Here is a 21,032-nt window from a genome sequence, read left to right on the forward strand (position 1 = left end):
AAAGTCAGCTTTCGCGCGCGAGCACGAATCGCCCGATCTCGCGCAACAGGTCGGCCTCCGCGCCGAAGCCGCGCAGGTGATCCACCGCCTGATCGACCAGCAACGCGGCTTGTTCCTTCGCGCGGTCGATCCCAAGCAACGAGACGAACGTCTCCTTGCCCGCGCCGGCGTCCTTGCGGAGTTTCTTGCCGGCCTTGTCCTCGTCGCCCTCGACGTCGAGCAGATCGTCGGCGATCTGGAAGGCGAGGCCGATGTCGCGGGCATAGCCGCGCAGACCCTTGCGACCCTCGGGCTGAACACGGCCGAGAATCGCGCCGGCCTCGACCGAACAGGCGATCAGCGCGCCGGTCTTCATCGCCTGGAGTCGAGTCACGGTCGCGAGGTCGAAGCGCGATTTTTCCGCCTCCAGGTCCATCATCTGCCCGCCGGCCATGCCGTTCGGACCGGACGCGCGCGCGACTTCGCTGACGAGTTCGGCACGAACGAACGGGTCGGGATGCGTTGCCGGGTCGGCGAGCCATTCGAACGCCAGCGCATGGAGACAGTCGCCCGCCAGCACCGCCGCCGCCTCGGTAAACGCCTTGTGCACGGTCGGCTTGCCGCGGCGGAGATCGTCGTCGTCCATCGCCGGCAGATCGTCATGGATCAGCGAATAGACGTGGATCGCCTCGATCGCGGTGCCGACGCGCGCGATGCAATCGCGATCGACCCCGAACAGCGTGCCGGTCGCATGGACGAGCAACGGCCGCAGCCTTTTCCCCCCGCCGATCGCGGCATGGCGCATCGCGCGATACAGATCGGCGCGGGGATCGTCGGGGATCGCGAGCAGCGTGTCGAACCGGCGGTCGATCTCGTCGCCCACGTCGGTCAGCGCGGCCTGGAGCGTCAGCGAGGAAGCCACCGGCTTCGTACTCATCCGCCGTCGAACGGCGCGACGCCGGCCGGGCGTCCGTCGGGGCCGAGCCGGATCGCCTCGATCCGCGCCTGCGCCGCGTCGAGGCGCGCGCTGCATTGCTGGCGCAACCGCGTGCCCTCTTCGTACAGGTCGAGCGCCTCGCCGAGCTTGGCCTCGCCGGTTTCGAGCTTGTGGACGATTTCCTCGAGACGCTTCAGCGCGTCCTCGAACGACAGGTCGGCGATCGGCGTATCCATCGCCGCGCTATGCGTCAGCGGACCGGCGGGAGCAACCGCCGATCCGCCGGTTACGGCGTCAGGCGCCGAGCAGATGGAAGCGGATGACGATGAAGATCACCAGCATGCCGCCCAGGATCGAATACAGGAACCCGGCCGGATGCAGCCCCTGCGCGCGTTGAGCGGGCGACAGCGCCATCCCGATCAGCCCGGCCAGGAACGACCCGGCGATGCCGAGCAGCACGGTCATGATGAAGCCCATATTGACCGCGCCCGGATAGAAAAAGCGCGCCAGCACGCCGACGATGAAGCCGACGACGATCATGCGGATGATACCCATTTTGTCCTCTCCCACGATGGTAGGTGCATCAACGTTGCACGCTTGTTCCGGTTGCACAATGATACTTGGGATATTCGCGCAGACGCACGCGTTGGGAGGCCCATGTTCACCAGCATCAACCCCGCGACCGGCGAACCCGGCCAGAGCCATGCCGAGCTGACCGATGCGCAGATCGAAACGCGGCTCGCTAAAGCGCACGCTACGTTCCAGTCGTGGCGCACCAGCGACCCGCACGACCGCATGGCGCTGCTCCGCCGGATCGCCGAAGTGTTTGAGGACGACCGCGACAAGCTCGCGCGGATCGCGACCGAAGAGATGGGCAAGACGCTCAAATCCGCGGTCGCGGAGGTCGAAAAAATGTGCTGCAGCATTCCGTTACTATGCGCGCCACGGGCTGCGATTGCTCGAGACGACCGATGTCGAGACACCCGCCGGCCCGGTCCATGCGCGCTGGCTGCCGATGGGGCCGGTGCTCGCGGTGATGCCGTGGAATTTCCCCTATTGGCAGGTGATCCGCTTCGCCGCGCCGACGATCATGGCGGGCAATGTCGCCCTGCTCAAACACGCGTCGTCGGTGCAGGGCTGCGCCGCGGCGATCGAGGCGGCGATCCTGCAGGCCGGTGCGCCCGAGGGGCTGTTCCAGAACCTGCCGATCAAGTCCGCCAAGGTCGCCGATCTGATCGCCGACGACCGCATCGTCGCGGTGACTCTGACCGGCAGTGAGGGCGCCGGCGCGAAGGTCGCCGAGGCCGCGGGACGGGCGCTCAAGAAGGTCGTGCTCGAACTCGGCGGGTCGGACCCGTTCGTCGTTATGCCCTCCGCGGACATCGATCTCGCCGCCAAGACCGCGGTCACCGCGCGGGTGCAGAATAGCGGCCAGTCGTGCATCTGCGCCAAGCGGATGATCATCCACACCGACGTCTACGACGCGTTCATGGAGAAGTTTTCGGCGGGGATGCAGGCGGTCAAGACCGGCGACCCGATGGACCCCGCCACCGACATGGGTCCGCTATCGTCGGAAGAACAACGCGATACCGTACTCGGTCAGCTCGCCAAGTTCCGCGACGCCGGCGCGACCCTGTTGTTCGGCGCCGAAAAGCCCGATCTGCCCGGTGCGTATATGACCCCGGGCGTGCTGGTCGATGTCGATCCCGAGACGGAGGTCGCCAAAGAGGAAATATTCGGCCCGGTCGCGATGGTGTTCAAGGTCGCCGACCTGGACGAGGCGATCGCGCTGGCGAACGACGTGCCGTTCGGACTGGGCTCGTCGGTCTGGACCAATGATGCGGACGAGCAGGAACGCTTCGCCCGCGACATCCAGGCCGGCATGACCGCGATCAACCGCATGCTCGCCTCGACCCCGGAGGCACCGTTCGGCGGGGTCAAACGCTCCGGTCACGGCCGCGAGCTGGGGCCGTGGGGCCTGCACGAATTCATGAACCTGAAGGCAGTGATCGGGTGACCGACAGCATCGCGCGGAAATATCCGCTTCTCGCGGCGCCGCATGTCCGCCTGCACGGGGCGGTCGACGATGCGATGTACGATCGCTTCTGCGACCAGCTTGCCGCGTGCCCGAAGGACGGCATGCTGGTCGTCACGATGACCACGCTCGGCGGCGACCCCGAAGTGGCACGCGCGATGGGCGACGACATCCGGCTGATCCGCGAATTCCAGGGGCGCGACATCCTGTTCCTCGGCAAGGTTGCGGTCTATTCGGCGGGGGCGACCTTCATGTCAGCCTTTCCGGTCGAGCGCCGCTTCCTGACCCACGGCACGCGGCTACTGATCCATGAAAGGCAGATCCAGAAGCAGGTGACGCTCAACGGCCCGCTGCGCATGGTCGTCGCTTCGCTTAAAGCCGCACTCAACGAGATCGAGACGTCGGTGGCGATCGAGGAAGAAGGCTTTCGCGACTTGATCAAGGGCAGCAGCGTGTCGTTCGACGAGGTCCACCAGCGCGCGCCCGACAATTGGTATATCGAGGCCGAGCAAGCCCGCGACCTCGGGCTGGTGCTCGACGTCATCTGACTTGCACTCCGGCGGCGAAAGGCATAGCCGCACCGCAACATTGCAATAGGACGACACGTCGATGGCCGAGTTCCGCCTGCCCAAGAACAGCCGCATCAAGAATACGGGCAAGGTCCACAAGGCGGCGACGGGCGCGACCAACATCAAGCGCTTCAAGGTCTATCGCTACGACCCCGATGCCGGCCAGAATCCACATTACGACACGTTCGAGATCGACCTCGATACGTGCGGGCCGATGGTGCTCGACGCGCTGATCAAGATGAAGTCGGAGCAGGATTCGTCGCTGACCTTCCGCCGTTCGTGCCGCGAAGGGATTTGCGGGTCGTGTTCGATGAACATGGACGGCAAGAACGGCCTGGCCTGCACGACCGCGATCGAGGATTGCAAGTCGGAGGTGACGATCACCCCGCTGCCGCACATGGAAGTGATCAAGGACTTGGTCCCCGATTTCACGCACTTCTACGCGCAATATTCGTCGATCAAGCCGTGGCTGCAGACCGTCACCCCGGCGCCCGCGGGCAAGGAGCGGCTGCAATCGCCCGCCGATCGCGAGAAGCTCGACGGGTTGTACGAATGCATCCTGTGCGCGTGCTGTTCGACCAGCTGCCCGAGCTATTGGTGGAACAGCGACAAGTTCCTGGGGCCGGCGATCCTGCTCCAGGCGTATCGTTGGCTCGCCGACAGCCGCGACGAGATGACCGGCGAGCGGCTCGACGATCTCGAGGATCCGTTCCGCCTCTATCGCTGCCACACGATCATGAACTGCGCGAATGCGTGCCCCAAGGGCCTCAACCCGGCCAAGGCGATCGCCGAGATCAAGAAGATGGAAGCCGAGCGGATTGTCTGAGACGCCGCCCGCGCAGCCCTTGTTCAACTATGACGACGACCCCGATGCGCCGGGGTGGAAGCGCTGGCAGTTTCGCGACAATACGCGGTTCAATGCGTTCCTCGAACCGCTCCAGGTCCGGCTGGAAGGCAATATCGCCCGCGTGCGGATGATGCCGCGGCACGAACATTCGAACATGCGCGACAACGTCCATGGCGGTGCGCTGCTCGGCTTCATGGACGTGGCGCTGTTCGCGGCGAGCCGTGCGTTCGGATGCCTCCAGGCCGGGGGCGCCGTGACGCTCGATCTGTCGGCGCAATTCATCGGCGGCGGGGTGATCGGCGAGCCGCTGGAGGCGCGGATCGAGTTGCTGCGCGAGACCAGCCGGATGCTGTTCCTGCGTGGACTGGTAGTGCAGGAAAACACGCCGACGATCGCCAGCTTCACCGGCACGCTCCGCAAATCGAGCCCCCCCGCCGTCGCTCCGGTGACCAGCGTCCTCGCCCAGTACCAGGCGCTGGTCGCGGCGGGCGAGCTTCGCGCCGATCCCGACCAGCAGGCCGCTGCCGCCCGGCTCGACCGGCTCCAGCACGAACTCGAAGCGGTGCCGAAGCGCGGCAGCACGCTATGGAGAATGCTCGGCAAGAAGCCCGATGCCCCGCGCGGCGTGTACCTGTGGGGGGATGTCGGGCGCGGCAAGTCGATGCTGATGGACCTGTTCTTCGGCTGCCTGAACATCGGCCGCAAACGCCGCGTCCATTTCGGCGAATTCATGCTCGAGGTGCACCAGCGCATCGCCGAGGAGCGCAAGAAAGAGGCCGGCGACCCGATTGCGCCGGTCGCCGAAGCATTGGCCGACGAAGCGCGCTGCCTCGCGTTCGACGAGATGATGGTGACCAACTCGCCCGACGCGATGATCCTGTCGCGGCTGTTCACCGCGCTGATCGAACACGGCGTGACGGTGGTGACGACGAGCAACCGCCCACCGCAGGACCTCTACAAGAACGGCCTGAACCGCGAGCATTTCCTGCCCTTCATCGACCTCATCGAGACGCGTCTCGACGTGCTGCCGCTCAACGGCCCGGTCGATTACCGCCGCGATCGGCTCGGCCAGCAGGAGACGTGGCTGGTCCCCAACGGGCCGGAGGCGACCAAGCAGCTGTCCGCCGCTTTCTTCCGCCTGACCGACTATCCGCCCGAGGATCGCGACCACGTACCCGCGGAGGATTTGACCGTGCAGGGCCGCACGCTGCATGTCCCTAAATCGCTGAAGGGCGTCGCGGTCTTTTCGTTCAAAAAACTATGCGGCGAGGCGCGGGGCGCGGCCGATTACCTCGCGATCGCGCGGCGCTATCATACGGTGATCCTGGTCGGCATCCCCAAGCTCGGGCCCGAAAACCGCAACGAGGCGGCGCGCTTCGTCAGCCTCATCGACGCGCTCTACGAACACAAGGTCAAGCTGCTCGCCGCGGCCGATGCCGAACCCGCGCAGCTCTACGAAACGGGCGACGGCCGCTTCGAGTTCGACCGCACCGTCAGCCGGTTGGAAGAGATGCGGTCGGACGACTATCTGGCGCAGGGTCACGGGGCGCACTGACGCGCGCCAGCCACCGGCGCACCCAGGGCTCGCACCAACGCGTGACCGCAAAGGCTAGCGCGATCACGCCCAGTGCCGCCAACACGATCGCCGCCCAGCCCGACAGCCCCGTCGCCATCAGCGCCGCGATGAGGGCGGCGCCGACGGTCTGGTGAAGCAGATAGAGCGGGTACGTCACGAGGCCGAGCGTCGCCAACCGCGCCGGTCCGAGCCTGGCGAGCGGTCCCTGTAGCCGATCGGCCGAAGCGATCGCCGCGATCGCCGCGACGAATACGAGGATCGGCGCGGTCGGATTGGGGTCGATCAGGGGATTGTCGCGCATGCTGCCGGCATGGAACGCGATCTCGACGAGCGAACCCGCGAGGAACAGGACGGCTGCCGGACCGCGCCAGCGACCTCGGTTGTCCGCTGCGCATGCCCTGCAGCAACGCGCCCAGGGCGAAGAACACACCGTGCGGCAACAGGGTCGCGTTGATCGCGGTGTTGCGCAACGCCATGTCCGGCGACAGGGCAACGGCATAGGCGGCGACCCAGAAGGCCACGCTCGCGCCGCCGATCGCCATGACGAGACGCTCGATCCGCGGCGCGTTGCCGCCGGCGCGCAACTGCGTCGATACCAAGATGTAGAACATCAGCTCGACCGACAGCGTCCAGTAACTCGCGTCGATCGGCTTGGTGAAATGGACGAAGCTCGCCGCCGCCAGCCATTGCAACGCAACGGTACCGACCGGCGTCATGGTGCCGGCCAACAGCAGCAGCGCGCTGAGCGTCGAACAGATCCAGGCGGCCGGGGCCAGGCGCAACATGCGGCGCCGCAGGAACACCCGCGATGACGCCTCCGCGCCGGACAGGGCGATGACGTAGCCGGACACGACGAAGAAGATCTCGACGCCCACCCAGCCGAACCAGCCGAACCGCGCGCCCTCGATCGGCATCGCGATGGAAGGGTCGAACAGCGACGGCACGCTGTCGGCGGCGAGCGGAAACAGATAGGTGTAGTGAAACCCCAGCACCATCAGGGCGCACGAGAAGCGGACGACGTCGATCGCCAACACTTGAGTCTTTGCCGCCCCCGTCATGCGGCCGTCATACGATGCGCTGGTTAAGACCCCGTATCGCACGCGCCCAAAGCTTACTATTGCTCTTGCGAATGAGTTGCAGTAATAGATGTTAACCAACACCCTTTAGCGGTTGCCAGCGAGTAGCGAAGCGCCTAAGCGCCGTCGCGTCTCGCGCGCCCGAGTGCGCGTCCACGCGCCAAAAGGGAGTGCTCATGGCCCGCAAGAAGATCGCGCTGATCGGCGCCGGCAATATCGGCGGCACGCTCGCCCATCTCGCCGCGCAGAAGGAACTCGGCGACATCGTGCTGTTCGACGTCGTGGAGGGCGTGCCGCAGGGCAAGGCGCTCGACCTGTCGCAGTGCGGCCCGATCGAAGGCTTCGACGCGAAGATCACCGGCTCGAACGATTACAAGGATATCGCCGGGGCCGACGTGATCATCGTCACCGCCGGTGTCGCGCGCAAGCCGGGCATGAGCCGCGACGATCTGCTCGGCATCAACCTGAAGGTGATGAAGGCGGTCGGTGAGGGCATCAAGAACAACGCGCCCGACGCGTTCGTCATCTGCATCACCAACCCGCTCGACGCGATGGTGTGGGCGCTGCGCGAATTCTCCGGCCTGCCGCACCACATGGTCGTCGGCATGGCGGGCGTGCTCGACTCCGGCCGTTTCAGCCATTTCATCGCCGAAGAGTTCGGCGTGTCGGCGCGCGACGTCACGACCTTCGTGCTCGGTGGCCATGGCGACACGATGGTCCCGGTCGTGCAATATTCGACGGTCGCCGGCATCCCCGTCCCCGACCTGATCAAGATGGGCAAATCGACCCAGGAGCGCATCGACGCGATCGTCAAGCGCACCCGCGGCGGCGGCGGCGAGATCGTCGCGCTCCTCGGCACCGGCTCGGCCTATTACGCCCCCGCGACCAGCGGCATCGCGATGGCGGAGGCGTATCTCGGCGACCAGAAGCGCGTCCTGCCCTGCGCGGCCTATGTCGAGGGCCAGTATGGCGTGGATGGGCTCTACGTGGGCGTCCCGGTCCGGATCGGCGCAGGTGGCGTCGAGGAAATCATCGAAATCGCGCTCGACGACGAAGCCAAGACCAACCTCGGCGTGTCGGTCGATGCTGTGAAGGAATTGCTGGTGGCGTGTCGGGGTATCGACGGGTCGCTGGCATAAGCTGTTCCCCGGCGAAGGCCGGGGTCCAGCAGGGAGAACCAAGTGGAGAAAGCCGGTTTCGTCTACATCATGGCGAGCGGGCGTAACGGCACGATCTACATCGGCGTAACGAGCGACCTACCCAAACGCGTTTGGGAACATCGCAACGGCATCGTCGGCGGGTTCACAAAGAAATACGGCTGTCATCTCCTCGTCTGGTACGAGGCCTACGACAGCATCGAGGACGCAAGGCAGCGCGAGCTGCGGATGAAGGAGTGGAAGCGAGCCTGGAAATTGCGCGAGGTCGAAGGGATGAATCCGGACTGGGACGATCTCTACGAACGCATCGTGTGATTGGGACGCGCTTTCCTGGCTGGACCCCGGCCTTCGCCGGGGAACACGGAATGGGATGATATGATCGCTTGCACAGGACGGAACCGCTAACCGCAATGCCGCTTTTCCTCCCCCTCCTGCTGGCCGCACCGGCCGACGCCGCCGCTGCCAAGCTGCAGCCGGCCGCCGAGCCTTCGATCGTCGCGGCGGGGAAGGCGTGCGTCGGGGTCACCGCCGATCCCGACGGGCAGGCGACGCGGCTCACCGGTTGGCGTCCCGCGACGACTGCCGAAGCGAAGGGTGTCAATTCCGACGGCGCGATTGTCATGCGTGACAACATCCAGCTGATTTATCGCACCGGCAGCGAGGGCGGCTGCGTCGTGATGGCGAACCCAGACGCGGCGTTCGACACCGCCGCCTTCTACGCCGATCTGGGCGCCGCGATCGGCGTACCGATCGCAACCGATCCCAAGAATCCTGTGACCAAGCTGCCCAACGGCGAAGTGCTGGTCACCGTGGTGACACTCGAAAAAGATAAGCGGCTGGTCACGCTCGTCGTGGGCAACCCCAACAGCGAATACGCCAAGAAGAAGGGCAAATGACGTGAGCATCCTCGTCGACAAGAATACCAAGGTCATCACGCAAGGGATGACCGGCAATACCGGCAGCTTCCACACCCAGGCCGCGCTCGATTACGGGACGCAGATGGTCGCGGGCGTGACCCCGGGCAAGGGCGGCACGACGCATCTCGGCCTGCCCAATTACGACACGGTGCACGAAGCGGTCGCCGCGACCGGCGCGACCGCATCTGTCGTGTACGTGCCGCCCCCCTTCGCGGCGGATTCGATCCTGGAGGCGATCGACGCCGAAGTGCCGCTGATCGTGTGCATCACGGAAGGGATTCCGGTGCTCGACATGGTCAAGGTCAAGCGCGCGCTGTCGGGCTCCAAGTCGCGCCTGATCGGCCCGAACTGCCCCGGCGTGCTGACCCCCGGCGAATGCAAGATCGGCATCATGCCGGGCAGCATCTTTTCCAAAGGCTCGGTGGGTGTTGTCAGCCGCTCGGGCACGCTTACCTATGAGGCGGTGTTCCAGACCACCAATGCCGGGCTCGGGCAGACCACTGCAGTCGGGATCGGCGGCGATCCGGTCAACGGTACCAACTTCATCGACGTGCTCGAACTGTTTCTGGCGGATGACGCCACGAAATCGATCATCATGATCGGCGAAATCGGCGGCGACGCCGAGGAGCAGGCCGCGCAGTTCCTGAAGGACGAAGCGAAGCGTGGGCGCAAGAAGCCGATGGCCGGCTTCATCGCCGGCCGCACCGCGCCCCCGGGCCGCCGCATGGGCCATGCCGGCGCGATCGTGTCGGGTGGCAAGGGCGACGCGGAAAGCAAGATCGCGGCGATGGAAAGCGCGGGTATCAAGGTGTCGTCGAGCCCGTCATTGCTGGGCGAGACGCTGGTGGAAGTGTTGAAGGGTTGAACATAGCCGTCGCCCCGGCGCAGGCCGGGGCCGTTGGCGGCTCTTGTTACTTAGCGGCCCCGGCCTTCGCCGGGGCGACGAGGTGAAGCCAGATGGGCTACGAAGGTCAGGATTTCAGCGAGATCGCCGGCGGCGTCAGCCCCGCGTTCGTCGAGACTCTCTACAAGCGCTTCCGCGAATCCCCGGATTCGGTCGAGCCGTCATGGCGCGGCTGGTTCGAGGGGCTTGAGGCCGGGCCTTCCGTAGCGAGCTGGACGAACCCCGCCTGGCCGCCCTCGGCCACGGACGACCTGACCGCGGCGCTCGACCCGACCCAAATGGAGCCCGCGGCCAAGCCCGCCAAGGCCCCCGCCCCGGCCGTGCCCGCCGCCGCGCCGTCGCAGGACGCGATCATCGCCGCCGCCGCCGATTCGATCCGCGCGATGATGCTGATCCGTACGTATCGCGTGCGCGGTCATCTGGCCGCCAACCTCGACCCGCTCGGCCTCTCGCAATACGAAATGCCGGCCGACCTCAAGACCGAATATCACGGCTTCTCCGACAGCGACATCGACCGCCCGGTCTATCTCGGCGGGCAGCTCGGGCTGCAATGGGCGACGATCCGCGAGCTCGTCGACATCCTGCGCGCGAATTACTGCGGCAATGTCGGCCTGGAATACATGCACATCGCCGATGTCGAGGAACGCCGCTTCCTGCAGGACCGCATGGAGGGCAAGGACAAGGCGATCACCTTCACGCCCGACGGCAAGAAGGCGATCCTGACCAAGGTCATCGAGGGCGAGCAGTGGGAACGCTTCCTCGGCAAGAAGTACGTGGGTACCAAGCGCTTCGGCCTCGACGGCGGCGAAGCGATGATCCCCGCGCTCGAAAGCGTCATCAAATATGGCGGCCAGATGGGCGTGAACGAGATCGTCTATGGCATGGCGCATCGCGGGCGCTTGAACGTCCTCGCCAACGTCATGGCGAAGCCGTTGCGCGTGATCTTCCACGAATTCGGCGGCGGTAGCGCGAACCCAGAAGACGTGGGCGGATCGGGCGACGTCAAATACCACCTCGGCACCTCGACCGACCGCGAGTTCGACGGGATCAAGGTCCATATGTCGCTGGTCGCCAACCCGTCGCACCTCGAGGCGGCGGACCCGGTCGTGCTGGGCAAGACCCGCGCAATTCAGACGCTGGCCAACGACCTCGACGACCACTCGGCCTCGCTCCCCGTGCTGATCCACGGCGACGCCGCGTTCGCGGGCCAGGGGATCGTCTGGGAATGCCTCGGCTTCTCCGGCATCCGCGGGTACAATACCGGCGGCTGCCTGCACTTCATCATCAACAACCAGATCGGCTTCACCACCAGCCCGCAATTCGCGCGCTCGTCACCCTATCCGTCGGACGTCGCCAAGGGCGTCCAGGCGCCGATCTTCCACGTCAACGGCGACGATCCCGAAGCGGTCACCTTCGCGACCAAGATGGCGATCGAGTTCCGCCAGAAGTTCCACCGCGACATCGTCATCGACATGTGGTGCTACCGCCGCTTCGGCCATAACGAGGGCGACGAACCGAGCTTCACCCAGCCGCTGATGTACGCCCGGATCAAGCAGCATCCGCCGGTCAGCGAAGTATACGGCAAGCGCCTGATCGCCGAGGGCGTGATCGACCAGGCATGGGTCGACAAGATCACCAATCAATTCGACACCTTGCTCGAAGGCGAGTTCGAGGCGGGCGCGAGCTACAAGGCGAACAAGGCCGACTGGTTCGCGGGCCGCTGGTCGGGGCTGCATGCGCCGGCCGATGCCGAGAGTTCGCGCCGCAACGTCGAGACCGGGATCGAGAAGAAGCTGTTCGACAGCCTCGGCCGCACGCTAACCACCGTGCCGGACGATCTCACGGTCCACAAGGCGCTGACCCGCGTGATCGACGCCAAGGCCAACATGTTCAAGACCGGCGAGAATTTCGACTGGGCGACCGGCGAAGCGCTCGCGTTCGGGTCGCTGCTGTCGGAAGGATACGGCGTTCGCCTGTCGGGCCAGGATTCGGGCCGCGGCACGTTCAGCCAGCGCCACGCGGTCTGGGTCGACCAGAATGACGAGCACAAATACGTGCCGCTGTGGAATGTCGAACACGGCAATTTCGAGGTGCTCGACAGCCCCTTGAGCGAATATGGCGTGCTCGGTTTCGAATACGGCTACGCGCTCGCCGATCCCAAGACGCTCGTCATCTGGGAAGCGCAGTTCGGCGACTTCATGAACGGCGCGCAGATCATGATCGACCAGTTCATCGCGTCGGGCGAGGCCAAGTGGCTGCGCGCCAACGGCCTGGTGATGATGCTGCCCCACGGCTACGAAGGCCAGGGGCCGGAGCATAGCTCGGCGCGCGTCGAACGCTTTCTGCAACTGTGCGCGGGCGACAATATCCAGGTCGCGAACTGCACCACGCCGGCCAACATCTTCCACCTGCTGCGCCGCCAGATGCATCGCACGTTCCGCAAGCCTTTGGTGATCTTCACGCCCAAGTCGCTGCTGCGTCACAAGCGCGCGGTGTCGAAGGCAGCGGACTTCCAGGGCGACAGCCATTTCCGCCGCATCCTGAGCGACCCGGATGCCGCGGCGGATGCGCAGACCAAGCGGCTCGTCCTGTGCACCGGCAAGGTCGCCTACGACCTGTTCGACGCACGCGATGCGGCGGGCGACAAGGACGCCCAGATCGTCCGGATCGAACAACTCTATCCGTTCCCGACCGAAGCGCTGGCGACGCGGATAGCGCGGATGACCGCGCTCGAAGATATCGTGTGGGCACAGGAAGAGCCGAAAAATAACGGCGCGTGGTTCTTCGTCGAACCGATGATCGAGGAAGCGTTGGCGCAGGCCAAGGCCAAGCCGAAGCGCGCGCGCTATGCCGGCCGTGCGGCGGCGGCATCGCCCGCGACCGGTCTCGCCAAGCGCCACCAGATGGAACAGGCCGCGCTCGTCGCCGACGCGCTCGGCCACAATGTGCGCGAAGAAATCCGCCGGACGCGGAAGAATTGAATGCCCGTCGCCACGGCGCAGGCCGGGGCCGCTGGCAATGAAAGACACACTTAGCGATCCCGGCCTTCGCCGGGATGACGAGGTAGAAAATGGCAACCGAAGTTACCGTCCCCGTTCTGGGTGAATCGATCGTCGAGGCGACCGTCGGCGAATGGCTCAAGCAGCCGGGCGACCCGGTCAAGCAGGACGAGCCGATCGTCAGCCTCGAAACCGACAAGGTCGCAGTCGAGGTGCCCTCGCCCGTCGCCGGCGTGATGGGCGCGCATGCGGTGCAGGTCGGCGACAATGTCGCGGTCGGTGCGCTGCTCGCGACGGTCGAGGCCGGCGGTGCGGCCGCCGCTCCCGCGCCGACGCCAGCTCCCGCCGCCGCCCCGGCACTCGCTCCCGCCGACACGGCCGGCCAGCAGGCCCCCGCGTCCGGCGACGCCCCCGCCGCGCTCAGCCCCTCGGTACGCCGCGCCGTGCTCGAAACAGGGGTCGATCCCGGCACGGTCAAGGGTACCGGCAAGGACGGCCGTATCACCAAGGACGACGTGATGGCGGCGGCCTCGACGCCGGCCACGCCCGCTCCCTCGGCCCAGCCGACCCCGACCCCCTCGGTCGCCGCCTCGACGTCGCGCAAGGAAGAACGCGTCAAGATGACCCGCCTGCGCCAGACGGTCGCCAAGCGCCTCAAGGAGGCGCAGAACACCGCCGCCATGCTGACGACGTTCAACGACGTCGACATGACCGCCGTCATCGAAGCGCGGACTAAGTATAAGGACCTGTTCGAAAAGAAGCACGGCGTCCGGCTCGGCTTCATGGGCTTCTTCGTGAAGGCCGCGTGCATGGCGCTAAAGGACGTCCCTGCCGTCAACGGCCAGATCGACGGCGAGGAGATCGTCTATCACGATTACGCCGACATCTCCGTCGCGGTCTCCGCGCCGCAGGGCCTGGTCGTGCCGGTGATCCGCGATGCCGACCAGCTGTCGGTCGCGGGCATCGAAAAGACGATCGGCGATTTCGGCAAGCGCGCCAAGGACGGCACGCTGAAGATGGACGAGATGAAGGGCGGCACCTTCACCATCTCCAACGGCGGCGTGTTCGGCAGCCTGATGAGCACCCCGATCATCAACCCGCCGCAGAGCGCCGTTCTCGGCCTCCACCGCATCGAGGACCGCCCCGTGGTCCGCGACGGCCAAGTCGTCGTGCGTCCGATGATGTACCTAGCGCTCAGCTACGACCACCGTCTGATCGACGGCCGCGAGGCGGTGACCTTCCTCGTCGCGCTGAAGAATGCGATCGAGGACCCGACCCGGATTTTGATCGACCTTTGAGAGGGGACGCGAATAGGCCAACGCTCCGGCCTTCGCCGGAGCACTGCCAGCCCGAAGTGCTCCGGCGAAGGCCGGAGCGTTGGAAGGAGCGCGATGAAGTCGGGATGCGTCTATCTGATGGCGAACCATCGCCGCGGACGGACCTATCTCGGAGTAACGAGCAACCTGCCCCAACGTGTTTGGCAGCATCGTAACAAAATGGTCGATGGACATTCCAAGGACCATGATTGCGTGCTGCTCGTTTGGTACGAATATTTCGATGATTTGCAGGACGCGCGAGCGTCCGAGTATCGGATGAAGAAGTGGAAGCGGGCCTGGAAATTGCGATTGATAGAAGAGCGCAATCCTGAATGGCGCGACCTATATGAAGAGCTTGCATAGCCCGTACTCCGGCGAACGCCGGAGCGTTGGCAACGAGCGATAACATTTCCAACGCTCCGGCCTTCGCCGGAGCACAGTGAGGCTGAAAATGGCTGACTATGATTTCGACGTCCTGGTGATCGGTGCCGGCCCCGGCGGCTATGTCGCGGCGATCCGTGCGGCGCAGTTGGGGCTCAAAACCGGCTGCGTTGAAAGCCGCGAGACGCTGGGCGGCACCTGCCTCAACGTCGGGTGCATTCCGTCCAAGGCGATGCTCCATGCCTCCGAATTCTACGACCATGCCGCCAACGGCGCGATGGCGAAGATGGGGGTCAAGATCGATAAGATGTCGCTCGACCTCGACACGATGCACGGCCAGCGCAAGGACGCGGTCAAGCAGCTGACCGGCGGCATCGAGTTCCTGTTCAAGAAGAACAAGGTCGAGTGGCTCAAGGGCCATGCCGCGTTCACCGCTGCCGATACGGTGCAGGTCGGCGACCGCAGCGTGCGCGCGAAGAACATCGTCATCGCGACCGGCTCGTCGGTCACACCGCTCCCCGGCGTCACGATCGACGAGAAGATCGTCGTGTCGTCGACCGGCGCGCTCGAACTGGCGAAGGTCCCCGGCCACATGGTCGTGATCGGCGGCGGCGTGATCGGGCTTGAGCTGGGCAGCGTGTGGCGGCGGCTCGGCGCCAAGGTTACCGTCGTCGAATTCCTCGACCAGATCCTGCCCGGCTTCGACGGCGAGGTCCGCAAGGAATCGAACAAGATCCTCAAGAAGCAGGGTCTCGAGTTCAAGCTGTCGACCAAGGTCACCGGCGTGACGGTCAAGGGCGGAAAGGCGATCTTGACGGTCGAGCCCGCCAAGGGCGGCGATGCCGAGGCGATCGAGGCCGACACCGTCCTCGTGTCGATCGGCCGCAAGCCCAACACCGACGGCCTCGCGCTCGACAAAGCGGGCCTCTCGACCAACCAGCGCGGGCAAGTCGAGATCGACCATGACTTCCGCACCGCCGTCCCCGGCATTTGGGCGATCGGCGACGTCGCGCCCGGCCCGATGCTCGCGCACAAGGCCGAGGATGAGGGCATCGCGGTCGCCGAGAACATCGCGGGCCAGCACGGCATCGTGAACCACGACGTGATCCCGTCGGTCGTCTACACTTGGCCCGAAATCGCCGGCGTCGGCCTGACCGAGGAAGCCGCCAAGGAACGCGGCGAGGTGAAGGTCGGCAAGTTCCCGATGATGGCCAACAGCCGCGCCAAGACCAACCATGAACCCGATGGCTTCGTGAAGGTGATCGCCGACGCCAAGACCGACCGCGTGCTGGGCGTCTGGTGCATCGCCAGCGTCGCGGGCACGATGATCGCGCAGGCCGCCCAAGCGATGGAATTCGGCGCGACGAGCGAGGACATCGCGTACACTTGCCACGCCCACCCGACGCACTCGGAGGCGATCAAGGAAGCGGCGATGGCGGTGACGGGCAAGCCGATCCACATCTGACGATCTTTGCCATCCGATCCGCGCAATAAGACCGGATTGGACCAGTCATGAAATGCGTAGTCCGCATCGTATGATATCCTCCCGCCGTTTCCGGGGGGATCATATGGCAAAGACGATTATCGTTGCGGCGGCGGCCGCTTGGGCCTTGAGCGGTTGCGCGTCGATCAACGGGCCGCGCAAGATCGACGCGGCCTTTCCCGACATCACCGCCGCACCGGACAGTGGCGCCACACCGAACGCGCTCGCGCCGGTGCCTCGGCCGATCGGCAAGGTCGCCGACCCCAAGCTGGCGTTCATGAAATGGTTCTTCGCGACCGATTTCGTGGCCTCGTACAACGACCGCACCAACGCGACGAAGGCCGGCGCCATGCTGAGCAGCGGGTTCCTGCTGATCACCGCCAATTGCCAGGACTTTTTCGACGGCGCGGCGCGCGACCAGCGCCGGGTCAATGTCATCGGCGATCTCGTCGCGCCCGTCACGAATATCGTCACCGGCCTGCTGACGCTCGGCGATCTGAAGGATCATCCCGATCGCACCAAGGACCGCCTCGAAATCCTGTCGCTGGTCAGCAACGCGACGAACGCCGGCCTCAACATCTACGAGCAGCGGTTTCTGTTCGGCGCCGAAAATATGGACGGCGTGCGGACGCTGACGCTCAACACCCTGGCGGATCACCGCCAGGGCGTGATCGACGACATCAAGCCGCAGACGTTCGACGAAGCCCTGCTGCAATTGTTCGACAACGAAGCGATCTGCAAAGCGCCGCACATCCTGACGATGGTCAGGGCCGCGATCCGCAACGGGCAGCTGGAAAACGCGCCGAACTGGGGAAAACCGGACGAGGGGGACGGCAACGGATCGGGTGAAACGGGCGACACCGGCAAGCAGCCGACCAAAAAACCGAATGGCGCGCTGAAACCTCAGGCTATCCCGGCGAAAGTGGCAGACAAGCCAGGCGAGCCGACCGCCAAAAGTCGCGGGATGGGCCGGATCACCGTCAAGGTGAAGAACTGAAGCCGACGCCTTGGTCAGCCGCCCTTCAACGCCTTCCACCGCGCGCGGCCTTCGTCGGACCAGACGCCCTCGCTCGACGGGTAGAAGGCGTCGAACGCCTTCGCGCCCTCCGGCAGCACGACCCAGGGCAGCTTCGACCGCGTGAAGATGTGCACGTCGGGCGGCTGGCTGCCCGGATCGTCGAGCGTGCCGACCCGGACGAACGACGTCGCGCGGCCCGACCCGGCATAATGGCTCCACAATGCGACGCTACACGTGGGGCAGCGGACGATCTCCTGACCCTTCCCGCTCGCCGACGGTGTCACGACATAGTCGGGCGCGCCGCTCAGCAGCGTGACGCGATCGCTTTCGATCACCGCGTTGAGCACGAAAGCGCTGCCGGTTTCGGTCTGGCAATCGGTGCAGTGGCAGCAATGCACCACCATCGGCGCACTACCGAGCGCATAGCGCACCGCACCGCACGCGCAGCCGCCCTCACTCATTGCTTCTTGTCATCGGGCACGGACTCGATCTGCCCCTGATCCGCTGCCGGCGGCGGCGGCGGCGGCGGCGGCGGCGGTGGCGGCGGTGGTGGCGGCGGGGGCGGGGGCGGCGGCGGGGGCGCGACCTCCACCGGTGGCGGAGGCGGCGGGGGCGGCGCTACTTCGACCGGCGGAGGCGGCGGCGGCGGCGCTACTTCGACCGGCGGAGGCGGCGGCGGTGGAGCTGCGACGGGTTCGGGCGCTGGCGGCGGGGGTGCGGCAGCGGGCGCCTCCACCGCCCGGCCGGGACCGCGTCCGGGACGATTTCCGCCGTCGAAGCTCGGCCGCGGCTCGCTCCGTTCCGGCATCGGCGCAGGCGCTGCAACGCTTGGCGTCGGTTGCTCGACCGGTTCCACGGTCACCGGCGGCTCGAGCCCGCCGCCGGGGCGCTTGCCCGTCCAGGTATCGCCCGGCCGACGCCGCGGCGCCGGCGCGGGAGGCGGCGGCGCGGGCGGCGCGACATAGACCGGCGGCGGCAACGGATTGCTGGCGACCGGTGGTGGCGACGGCGGCGTGACCGCCGGACCGTTATTGCCGCGCCACCCGCCGTTCGACGGATTGCGGCCGACGGGTGGCGTGGGCGTTGCCGGCTGGGTCGTGGCGGGCGGCGTCGGGCCGCGACCGGGCCAGCGCCCTGCCCCGCCCGGCCGGCCATCGCCACGCGGCGGCGGCGGCGGAACCACGCCGGGATTGCCGTTCGGAGCGGCCGGCCGGCCGCTCCAGCCGGCGCCGGGCCGCGGGCCCGATCCGCCCCAATTGCCCGGAGTGCGGCCGGGCTGCGTGCTCCATCCGCCATTGTTCTGCGGCGGGGTCCCGCGATAGCCGTCGCGCCGCCACTGGTCGAAGCGGTCGGCGCGGTCGCGACGGACATTGCCTTCGTCGCTGCCGATCCGCGCGCGCCAGTCGCGGCGATGGCGCGACCCCGTGCCGGTGCGATAGCGCGTCCAGCCGGACTGGCCGCGCCAGTCGCCGAAGCGCAATTCGATGTCGCTGAAGAAATAGGCGCCGTTCGCCCAGTCCGACGCGATCACCGGCGTGCGGCGTCCGACCGACGCCTTCATCGCGCGCCCGCGCTCGGACAGCCACGCGGCCTGGGTCGGGATCGAACCGGCATTGGTCCACGCCACCAAGTGCGCGTCGCTGTCATAGACCGCCGCCAGCGCGCGCCCGGCGAACCCGTACGAATAAGCATCGTCGCCGACGTAGAACGGATAGAGGTCGCCCGGTCCGAAGGCATAGAAGCGGTAATGGTCGCCAACCGGCTCGGCCAGCACCATGTCGCCGCCGCTCAACTCCCACGCCCAGCAATCCATTCCGTCGAAACGGAAGGCGTAGTCGGGTGGGGAAGAGCCGACCGTGTCGAGCAGCGAATCCGCGTCGTCGATATAGCGGTATCGCGACACGTCGCCGTACCCGCCGGTCGGCGCCGCGGAATCGAACCCCAGATTGCCGTCATAGTCGGCGGGTGCCGGCGGCGCAGGCGGCGCGGCGGGTACCGGCGTCGGGACGTAGACGATCACCGTCTTCACCGCGGTCTTCTTGGCCGCGGCTTTCTTGACCGGTTTCTTTGCGGGTTTCTTCGCTGCAACCTTCTTCGCCACGGTTTTCTTCGCCGCCGGCGCGGCCGAAGCTGCGGTCGCGTTCACCCCTGTCAGCGCCAGCAATGCCGCGATCGCCGTCGATCCCGCCAAGCCTCGTTTACGCTCGCTCATCCTCACCCCCAAAAGCCGGGTCATCGTCGACGCGGATCGTTCCACATCCGAGATGAACCCCCAATGTCGCGCGCGTTCAGCCGCCGTTGCCGGGACCGAAGCCGGCCTCTGACGGGCCGTCCCCGGGCGGCATCGTGGCGGATCGCGAGGGCAAGTCAATTGCGGACGGGCATGGGACCGTCCGTCGCCGTCAGGCGAACGTTTCTGCGGTCCTTTCCAGCGCGACCGCGATCGCGCCCAGGGTCAGGTCGATATCCTCGTCGCGCGTCGCCCAGGACGAGAAGCTGAACCGGATCGCCGTATTCCTTCGCCAGTTGGTGGTGCTGAACCACGCCACGCCCGATGCCGTCACATCGGCGGCGATGGCCCGGTCGCGATCGGCCGATCCGGTCGTCGCGATCACCTGATTGAGGACGACGTCGTTTAGTATCCGCAACCCCAGCGCCTGCAATCCGCTGGCCATGGTCCGCGCCTGAGCGCAATTGCGTTCGACGATGTCGCGCACGCCTTCCCGGCCGAGCGAGCGAAGGGCGGCCCACATCTCGAACGATCGGGCGCGCCGCGACAGTTCCGGAATCTGATGGCGCGGGTTGCGCAAATCGTCCTCCAGATACGCCGCCTGATACCCGAACGCCCGCCGCAGCGCCTTGGGATGCCGGCAGATCGCGACGCCGCAATCATAGGGCGTGTTGAGCCACTTATGCCCGTCCACGGCCCAGGAATCGGCGAGATCGTGCCCGGCAAGCTGCGTCGCGTGCGCGGGCGACGCCGCGGCGACCAGGCCGAAAGCGCCGTTGACATGCACCCACGCGCCCGCGGCGCACGCCTTCGCGCAAATCGCCTCGAGCGGATCGAACCCGCCCGAATTGACGTTGCCCGCCTGGACGCAGACGATAGTGTCCGGCCCCAATTCGGGCAATGCGTCGGCCAGCATCCGACCCTGGTCGTCCACGTCGACCAATATCGCGGACCGGCTTCCCAGCCCCAGCATCGACAACGCCTTGAACAGTGTCGGGTGAGCGTCCGCGCCCGCGACGATGCGGATCGGGGGAGCGCCCGCCAGCCCCAGCGCCGCGACGTCCCAGCCTTGGCGGTCGCATATCTCGCTCCGCGCCGCGGCCAACCCGACGAAGCTCGCCATCGTCGTGCCGGTGACATAGTTCACCGCACAATCCTGGGGTAGCCGGAGGAGATCGAGCAGCCATGCGCCGGTCACTTGCTCCAGCCGCACCGCCGCGGGCGACAGCCGATAATCCGCCGCCGCCTGGTCCCACGCCGCCGCCAGCCAGTTCGCTCCGACCGTCGCCGGCACGGCGCCGCCCGTGACGTAGCCGAAAAAGCGCGGTCCCGCCGTGGCGACCGTCGCCGGCCCGGCGAGCGCGGCAAGCTCCCGGACCGCATCTTCGGGTGCGCAGCCCTGGTCGGGCAGCATCGGCGAATAGGCATCCATCGCGGCCAAGGCGTCGGCATCCGGCGCGACCCGCCGCGCCGGCAGTTCGCGCAGATAGGCGAGGGCGGCGTCGGCCGCAGCGGCCAGTTCGGGATGGTCGTTCATCGCTTTCTCCTTGGTCAAAATGTCTCCGCCAAACTGGCCTTTGAAAAAGGGCCAGTTCTGCGATCCTGGCC

General features: G+C 66.5%; 19 protein-coding genes and 3 pseudogenes. 14 read left to right on the top strand and 8 right to left on the bottom strand.

Features of this window, described 5'->3' with window-relative positions; all coding sequences use genetic code 11:
- Positions 1-4 precede the first annotated feature (4 nt).
- Genes FPZ24_RS14145 through FPZ24_RS14155 form a run of 3 tightly spaced genes read right to left on the bottom strand, consistent with a single transcriptional unit; the run spans position 5 to position 1,471 of the window.
- Positions 5-916 (bottom strand): polyprenyl synthetase family protein, encoded by a 912-nt coding sequence (locus FPZ24_RS14145; protein ID WP_146573028.1) that lies wholly within the window; start codon positions 914-916, stop codon positions 5-7.
- A complete protein-coding gene (locus FPZ24_RS14150; protein ID WP_146573030.1) occupies positions 913-1,152 on the bottom strand; it encodes an exodeoxyribonuclease VII small subunit in 240 nt (79 codons plus the stop codon). The genes FPZ24_RS14145 and FPZ24_RS14150 overlap by 4 nt, the downstream gene beginning before the upstream one ends.
- A 58-nt stretch (positions 1,153-1,210) precedes the next feature.
- Positions 1,211-1,471, bottom strand: coding sequence for a GlsB/YeaQ/YmgE family stress response membrane protein (locus FPZ24_RS14155; RefSeq protein WP_146573032.1), 261 nt, complete (start codon positions 1,469-1,471; stop codon positions 1,211-1,213).
- Between the two features lie 102 nt (positions 1,472-1,573).
- Between FPZ24_RS14155 and FPZ24_RS14160 the strand changes: the two are divergent.
- The 5 genes and pseudogenes from FPZ24_RS14160 (at position 1,574) to zapE (ending at position 5,922) form a co-directional block, all read left to right on the top strand.
- Positions 1,574-2,933: pseudogene (locus FPZ24_RS14160) on the top strand (NAD-dependent succinate-semialdehyde dehydrogenase).
- Entirely contained in the window at positions 2,930-3,499 is a 570-nt protein-coding gene (locus FPZ24_RS14165; RefSeq protein ID WP_146573034.1) for an ATP-dependent Clp protease proteolytic subunit, read from the top strand. Before FPZ24_RS14160 ends, FPZ24_RS14165 begins: the two are co-directional and overlap by 4 nt.
- Positions 3,500-3,560: 61 nt before the next feature.
- The gene (locus FPZ24_RS14170; protein ID WP_146573036.1) at positions 3,561-4,346 is read left to right on the top strand and encodes a succinate dehydrogenase iron-sulfur subunit; all 786 of its coding nucleotides are present in this window, start codon (positions 3,561-3,563) and stop codon (positions 4,344-4,346) included.
- 214 nt (positions 4,347-4,560) lie between these two features.
- Positions 4,561-4,698 (top strand): annotated as a pseudogene (locus FPZ24_RS17650) (PaaI family thioesterase); the annotation flags it as partial.
- A 114-nt stretch (positions 4,699-4,812) separates the two neighbouring features.
- Positions 4,813-5,922 (top strand): cell division protein ZapE, encoded by a 1,110-nt coding sequence (zapE, locus tag FPZ24_RS14175; protein ID WP_205012899.1) that lies wholly within the window; start codon positions 4,813-4,815, stop codon positions 5,920-5,922.
- On the opposite strand, the gene FPZ24_RS17975 is transcribed toward zapE, so the two are convergent.
- A complete protein-coding gene (locus FPZ24_RS17975; protein WP_420853403.1) occupies positions 5,861-6,442 on the bottom strand; it encodes an acyltransferase family protein in 582 nt (193 codons plus the stop codon). The genes zapE and FPZ24_RS17975 overlap by 62 nt on opposite strands.
- A pseudogene (locus FPZ24_RS17980) lies at positions 6,402-7,001 on the bottom strand (acyltransferase family protein); the annotation flags it as partial. The gene FPZ24_RS17975 and the pseudogene FPZ24_RS17980, both read right to left, overlap by 41 nt.
- 194 nt (positions 7,002-7,195) lie before the next feature.
- On the opposite strand from FPZ24_RS17980, the gene mdh reads away from it, so the two are divergent.
- The 9 genes from mdh to FPZ24_RS14225 all read left to right on the top strand — a co-directional run bounded on the left by mdh (position 7,196) and on the right by FPZ24_RS14225 (position 17,173).
- Entirely contained in the window at positions 7,196-8,158 is a 963-nt protein-coding gene (gene mdh / locus FPZ24_RS14185) for a malate dehydrogenase (RefSeq protein ID WP_146573042.1), read from the top strand.
- Between the two features lie 42 nt (positions 8,159-8,200).
- On the top strand, positions 8,201-8,491 hold the full coding sequence (locus FPZ24_RS14190) for a GIY-YIG nuclease family protein (RefSeq protein WP_146573044.1): 291 nt from the start codon (positions 8,201-8,203) through the stop codon (positions 8,489-8,491).
- A gap of 95 nt (positions 8,492-8,586) precedes the next feature.
- On the top strand, positions 8,587-9,072 hold the full coding sequence (locus tag FPZ24_RS14195; protein WP_146573045.1) for a hypothetical protein: 486 nt from the start codon (positions 8,587-8,589) through the stop codon (positions 9,070-9,072).
- Position 9,073: 1 nt separating this feature from the next.
- On the top strand, positions 9,074-9,958 hold the full coding sequence (gene sucD / locus FPZ24_RS14200) for a succinate--CoA ligase subunit alpha (protein WP_146573048.1): 885 nt from the start codon (positions 9,074-9,076) through the stop codon (positions 9,956-9,958).
- A gap of 92 nt (positions 9,959-10,050) precedes the next feature.
- Positions 10,051-12,978 carry a 2-oxoglutarate dehydrogenase E1 component gene (locus FPZ24_RS14205; protein WP_146573050.1) on the top strand — a complete coding sequence of 976 codons (2,928 nt, stop codon included), beginning with the start codon at positions 10,051-10,053 and terminating at the stop codon, positions 12,976-12,978.
- An 89-nt stretch (positions 12,979-13,067) separates the two neighbouring features.
- Positions 13,068-14,294: a 2-oxoglutarate dehydrogenase complex dihydrolipoyllysine-residue succinyltransferase gene (gene odhB / locus FPZ24_RS14210; RefSeq protein ID WP_146573052.1), complete on the top strand. Its 1,227-nt coding sequence runs from the start codon at positions 13,068-13,070 to the stop codon at positions 14,292-14,294.
- A 117-nt stretch (positions 14,295-14,411) separates the two neighbouring features.
- On the top strand, positions 14,412-14,675 hold the full coding sequence (locus tag FPZ24_RS14215) for a GIY-YIG nuclease family protein (RefSeq protein WP_146574572.1): 264 nt from the start codon (positions 14,412-14,414) through the stop codon (positions 14,673-14,675).
- Between the two features lie 88 nt (positions 14,676-14,763).
- Positions 14,764-16,158 (top strand): dihydrolipoyl dehydrogenase, encoded by a 1,395-nt coding sequence (gene lpdA / locus FPZ24_RS14220; RefSeq protein WP_146573054.1) that lies wholly within the window; start codon positions 14,764-14,766, stop codon positions 16,156-16,158.
- 103 nt (positions 16,159-16,261) lie between these two features.
- Positions 16,262-17,173 carry a hypothetical protein gene (locus FPZ24_RS14225; protein WP_146573056.1) on the top strand — a complete coding sequence of 304 codons (912 nt, stop codon included), beginning with the start codon at positions 16,262-16,264 and terminating at the stop codon, positions 17,171-17,173.
- 14 nt (positions 17,174-17,187) lie between these two features.
- On the opposite strand, the gene FPZ24_RS14230 is transcribed toward FPZ24_RS14225, so the two are convergent.
- From FPZ24_RS14230 to FPZ24_RS14240, 3 genes are all read right to left on the bottom strand, one after another.
- On the bottom strand, positions 17,188-17,655 hold the full coding sequence (locus FPZ24_RS14230) for a GFA family protein (protein ID WP_146573058.1): 468 nt from the start codon (positions 17,653-17,655) through the stop codon (positions 17,188-17,190).
- On the bottom strand, positions 17,652-19,406 hold the full coding sequence (locus FPZ24_RS17355) for a hypothetical protein (protein WP_205012843.1): 1,755 nt from the start codon (positions 19,404-19,406) through the stop codon (positions 17,652-17,654). The genes FPZ24_RS14230 and FPZ24_RS17355 overlap by 4 nt, the downstream gene beginning before the upstream one ends.
- Before the next feature lie 190 nt (positions 19,407-19,596).
- Positions 19,597-20,961 (bottom strand): pyridoxal phosphate-dependent decarboxylase family protein, encoded by a 1,365-nt coding sequence (locus FPZ24_RS14240; RefSeq protein WP_146573060.1) that lies wholly within the window; start codon positions 20,959-20,961, stop codon positions 19,597-19,599.
- Positions 20,962-21,032: the final 71 nt, after the last annotated feature.

This window comes from Sphingomonas panacisoli (assembly GCF_007859635.1).
In the GTDB taxonomy this organism is placed as follows: domain Bacteria; phylum Pseudomonadota; class Alphaproteobacteria; order Sphingomonadales; family Sphingomonadaceae; genus Sphingomonas; species Sphingomonas panacisoli.

What these genes read in the sequence shown, in the direction of transcription:
- mdh (WP_146573042.1), top strand. Translation starts at nt 7,196, where the DNA reads ATGGCCCGCAAGAAGATCGCGCTGATCGGCGCCGGCAATATCGGCGGC.
- FPZ24_RS14145 (WP_146573028.1), bottom strand. Translation starts at nt 916, where the DNA reads ATGAGTACGAAGCCGGTGGCTTCCTCGCTGACGCTCCAGGCCGCGCTG.
- FPZ24_RS17975 (WP_420853403.1), bottom strand. Translation starts at nt 6,442, where the DNA reads ATGCCGTTGCCCTGTCGCCGGACATGGCGTTGCGCAACACCGCGATCA.
- lpdA (WP_146573054.1), top strand. Translation starts at nt 14,764, where the DNA reads ATGGCTGACTATGATTTCGACGTCCTGGTGATCGGTGCCGGCCCCGGC.
- FPZ24_RS14170 (WP_146573036.1), top strand. Translation starts at nt 3,561, where the DNA reads ATGGCCGAGTTCCGCCTGCCCAAGAACAGCCGCATCAAGAATACGGGC.
- FPZ24_RS14225 (WP_146573056.1), top strand. Translation starts at nt 16,262, where the DNA reads ATGGCAAAGACGATTATCGTTGCGGCGGCGGCCGCTTGGGCCTTGAGC.
- FPZ24_RS14240 (WP_146573060.1), bottom strand. Translation starts at nt 20,961, where the DNA reads ATGAACGACCATCCCGAACTGGCCGCTGCGGCCGACGCCGCCCTCGCC.
- FPZ24_RS14155 (WP_146573032.1), bottom strand. Translation starts at nt 1,471, where the DNA reads ATGGGTATCATCCGCATGATCGTCGTCGGCTTCATCGTCGGCGTGCTG.
- FPZ24_RS14150 (WP_146573030.1), bottom strand. Translation starts at nt 1,152, where the DNA reads ATGGATACGCCGATCGCCGACCTGTCGTTCGAGGACGCGCTGAAGCGT.
- odhB (WP_146573052.1), top strand. Translation starts at nt 13,068, where the DNA reads ATGGCAACCGAAGTTACCGTCCCCGTTCTGGGTGAATCGATCGTCGAG.
- FPZ24_RS17355 (WP_205012843.1), bottom strand. Translation starts at nt 19,406, where the DNA reads ATGAGCGAGCGTAAACGAGGCTTGGCGGGATCGACGGCGATCGCGGCA.
- FPZ24_RS14230 (WP_146573058.1), bottom strand. Translation starts at nt 17,655, where the DNA reads ATGAGTGAGGGCGGCTGCGCGTGCGGTGCGGTGCGCTATGCGCTCGGT.
- FPZ24_RS14205 (WP_146573050.1), top strand. Translation starts at nt 10,051, where the DNA reads ATGGGCTACGAAGGTCAGGATTTCAGCGAGATCGCCGGCGGCGTCAGC.
- FPZ24_RS14215 (WP_146574572.1), top strand. Translation starts at nt 14,412, where the DNA reads ATGGCGAACCATCGCCGCGGACGGACCTATCTCGGAGTAACGAGCAAC.
- FPZ24_RS14195 (WP_146573045.1), top strand. Translation starts at nt 8,587, where the DNA reads ATGCCGCTTTTCCTCCCCCTCCTGCTGGCCGCACCGGCCGACGCCGCC.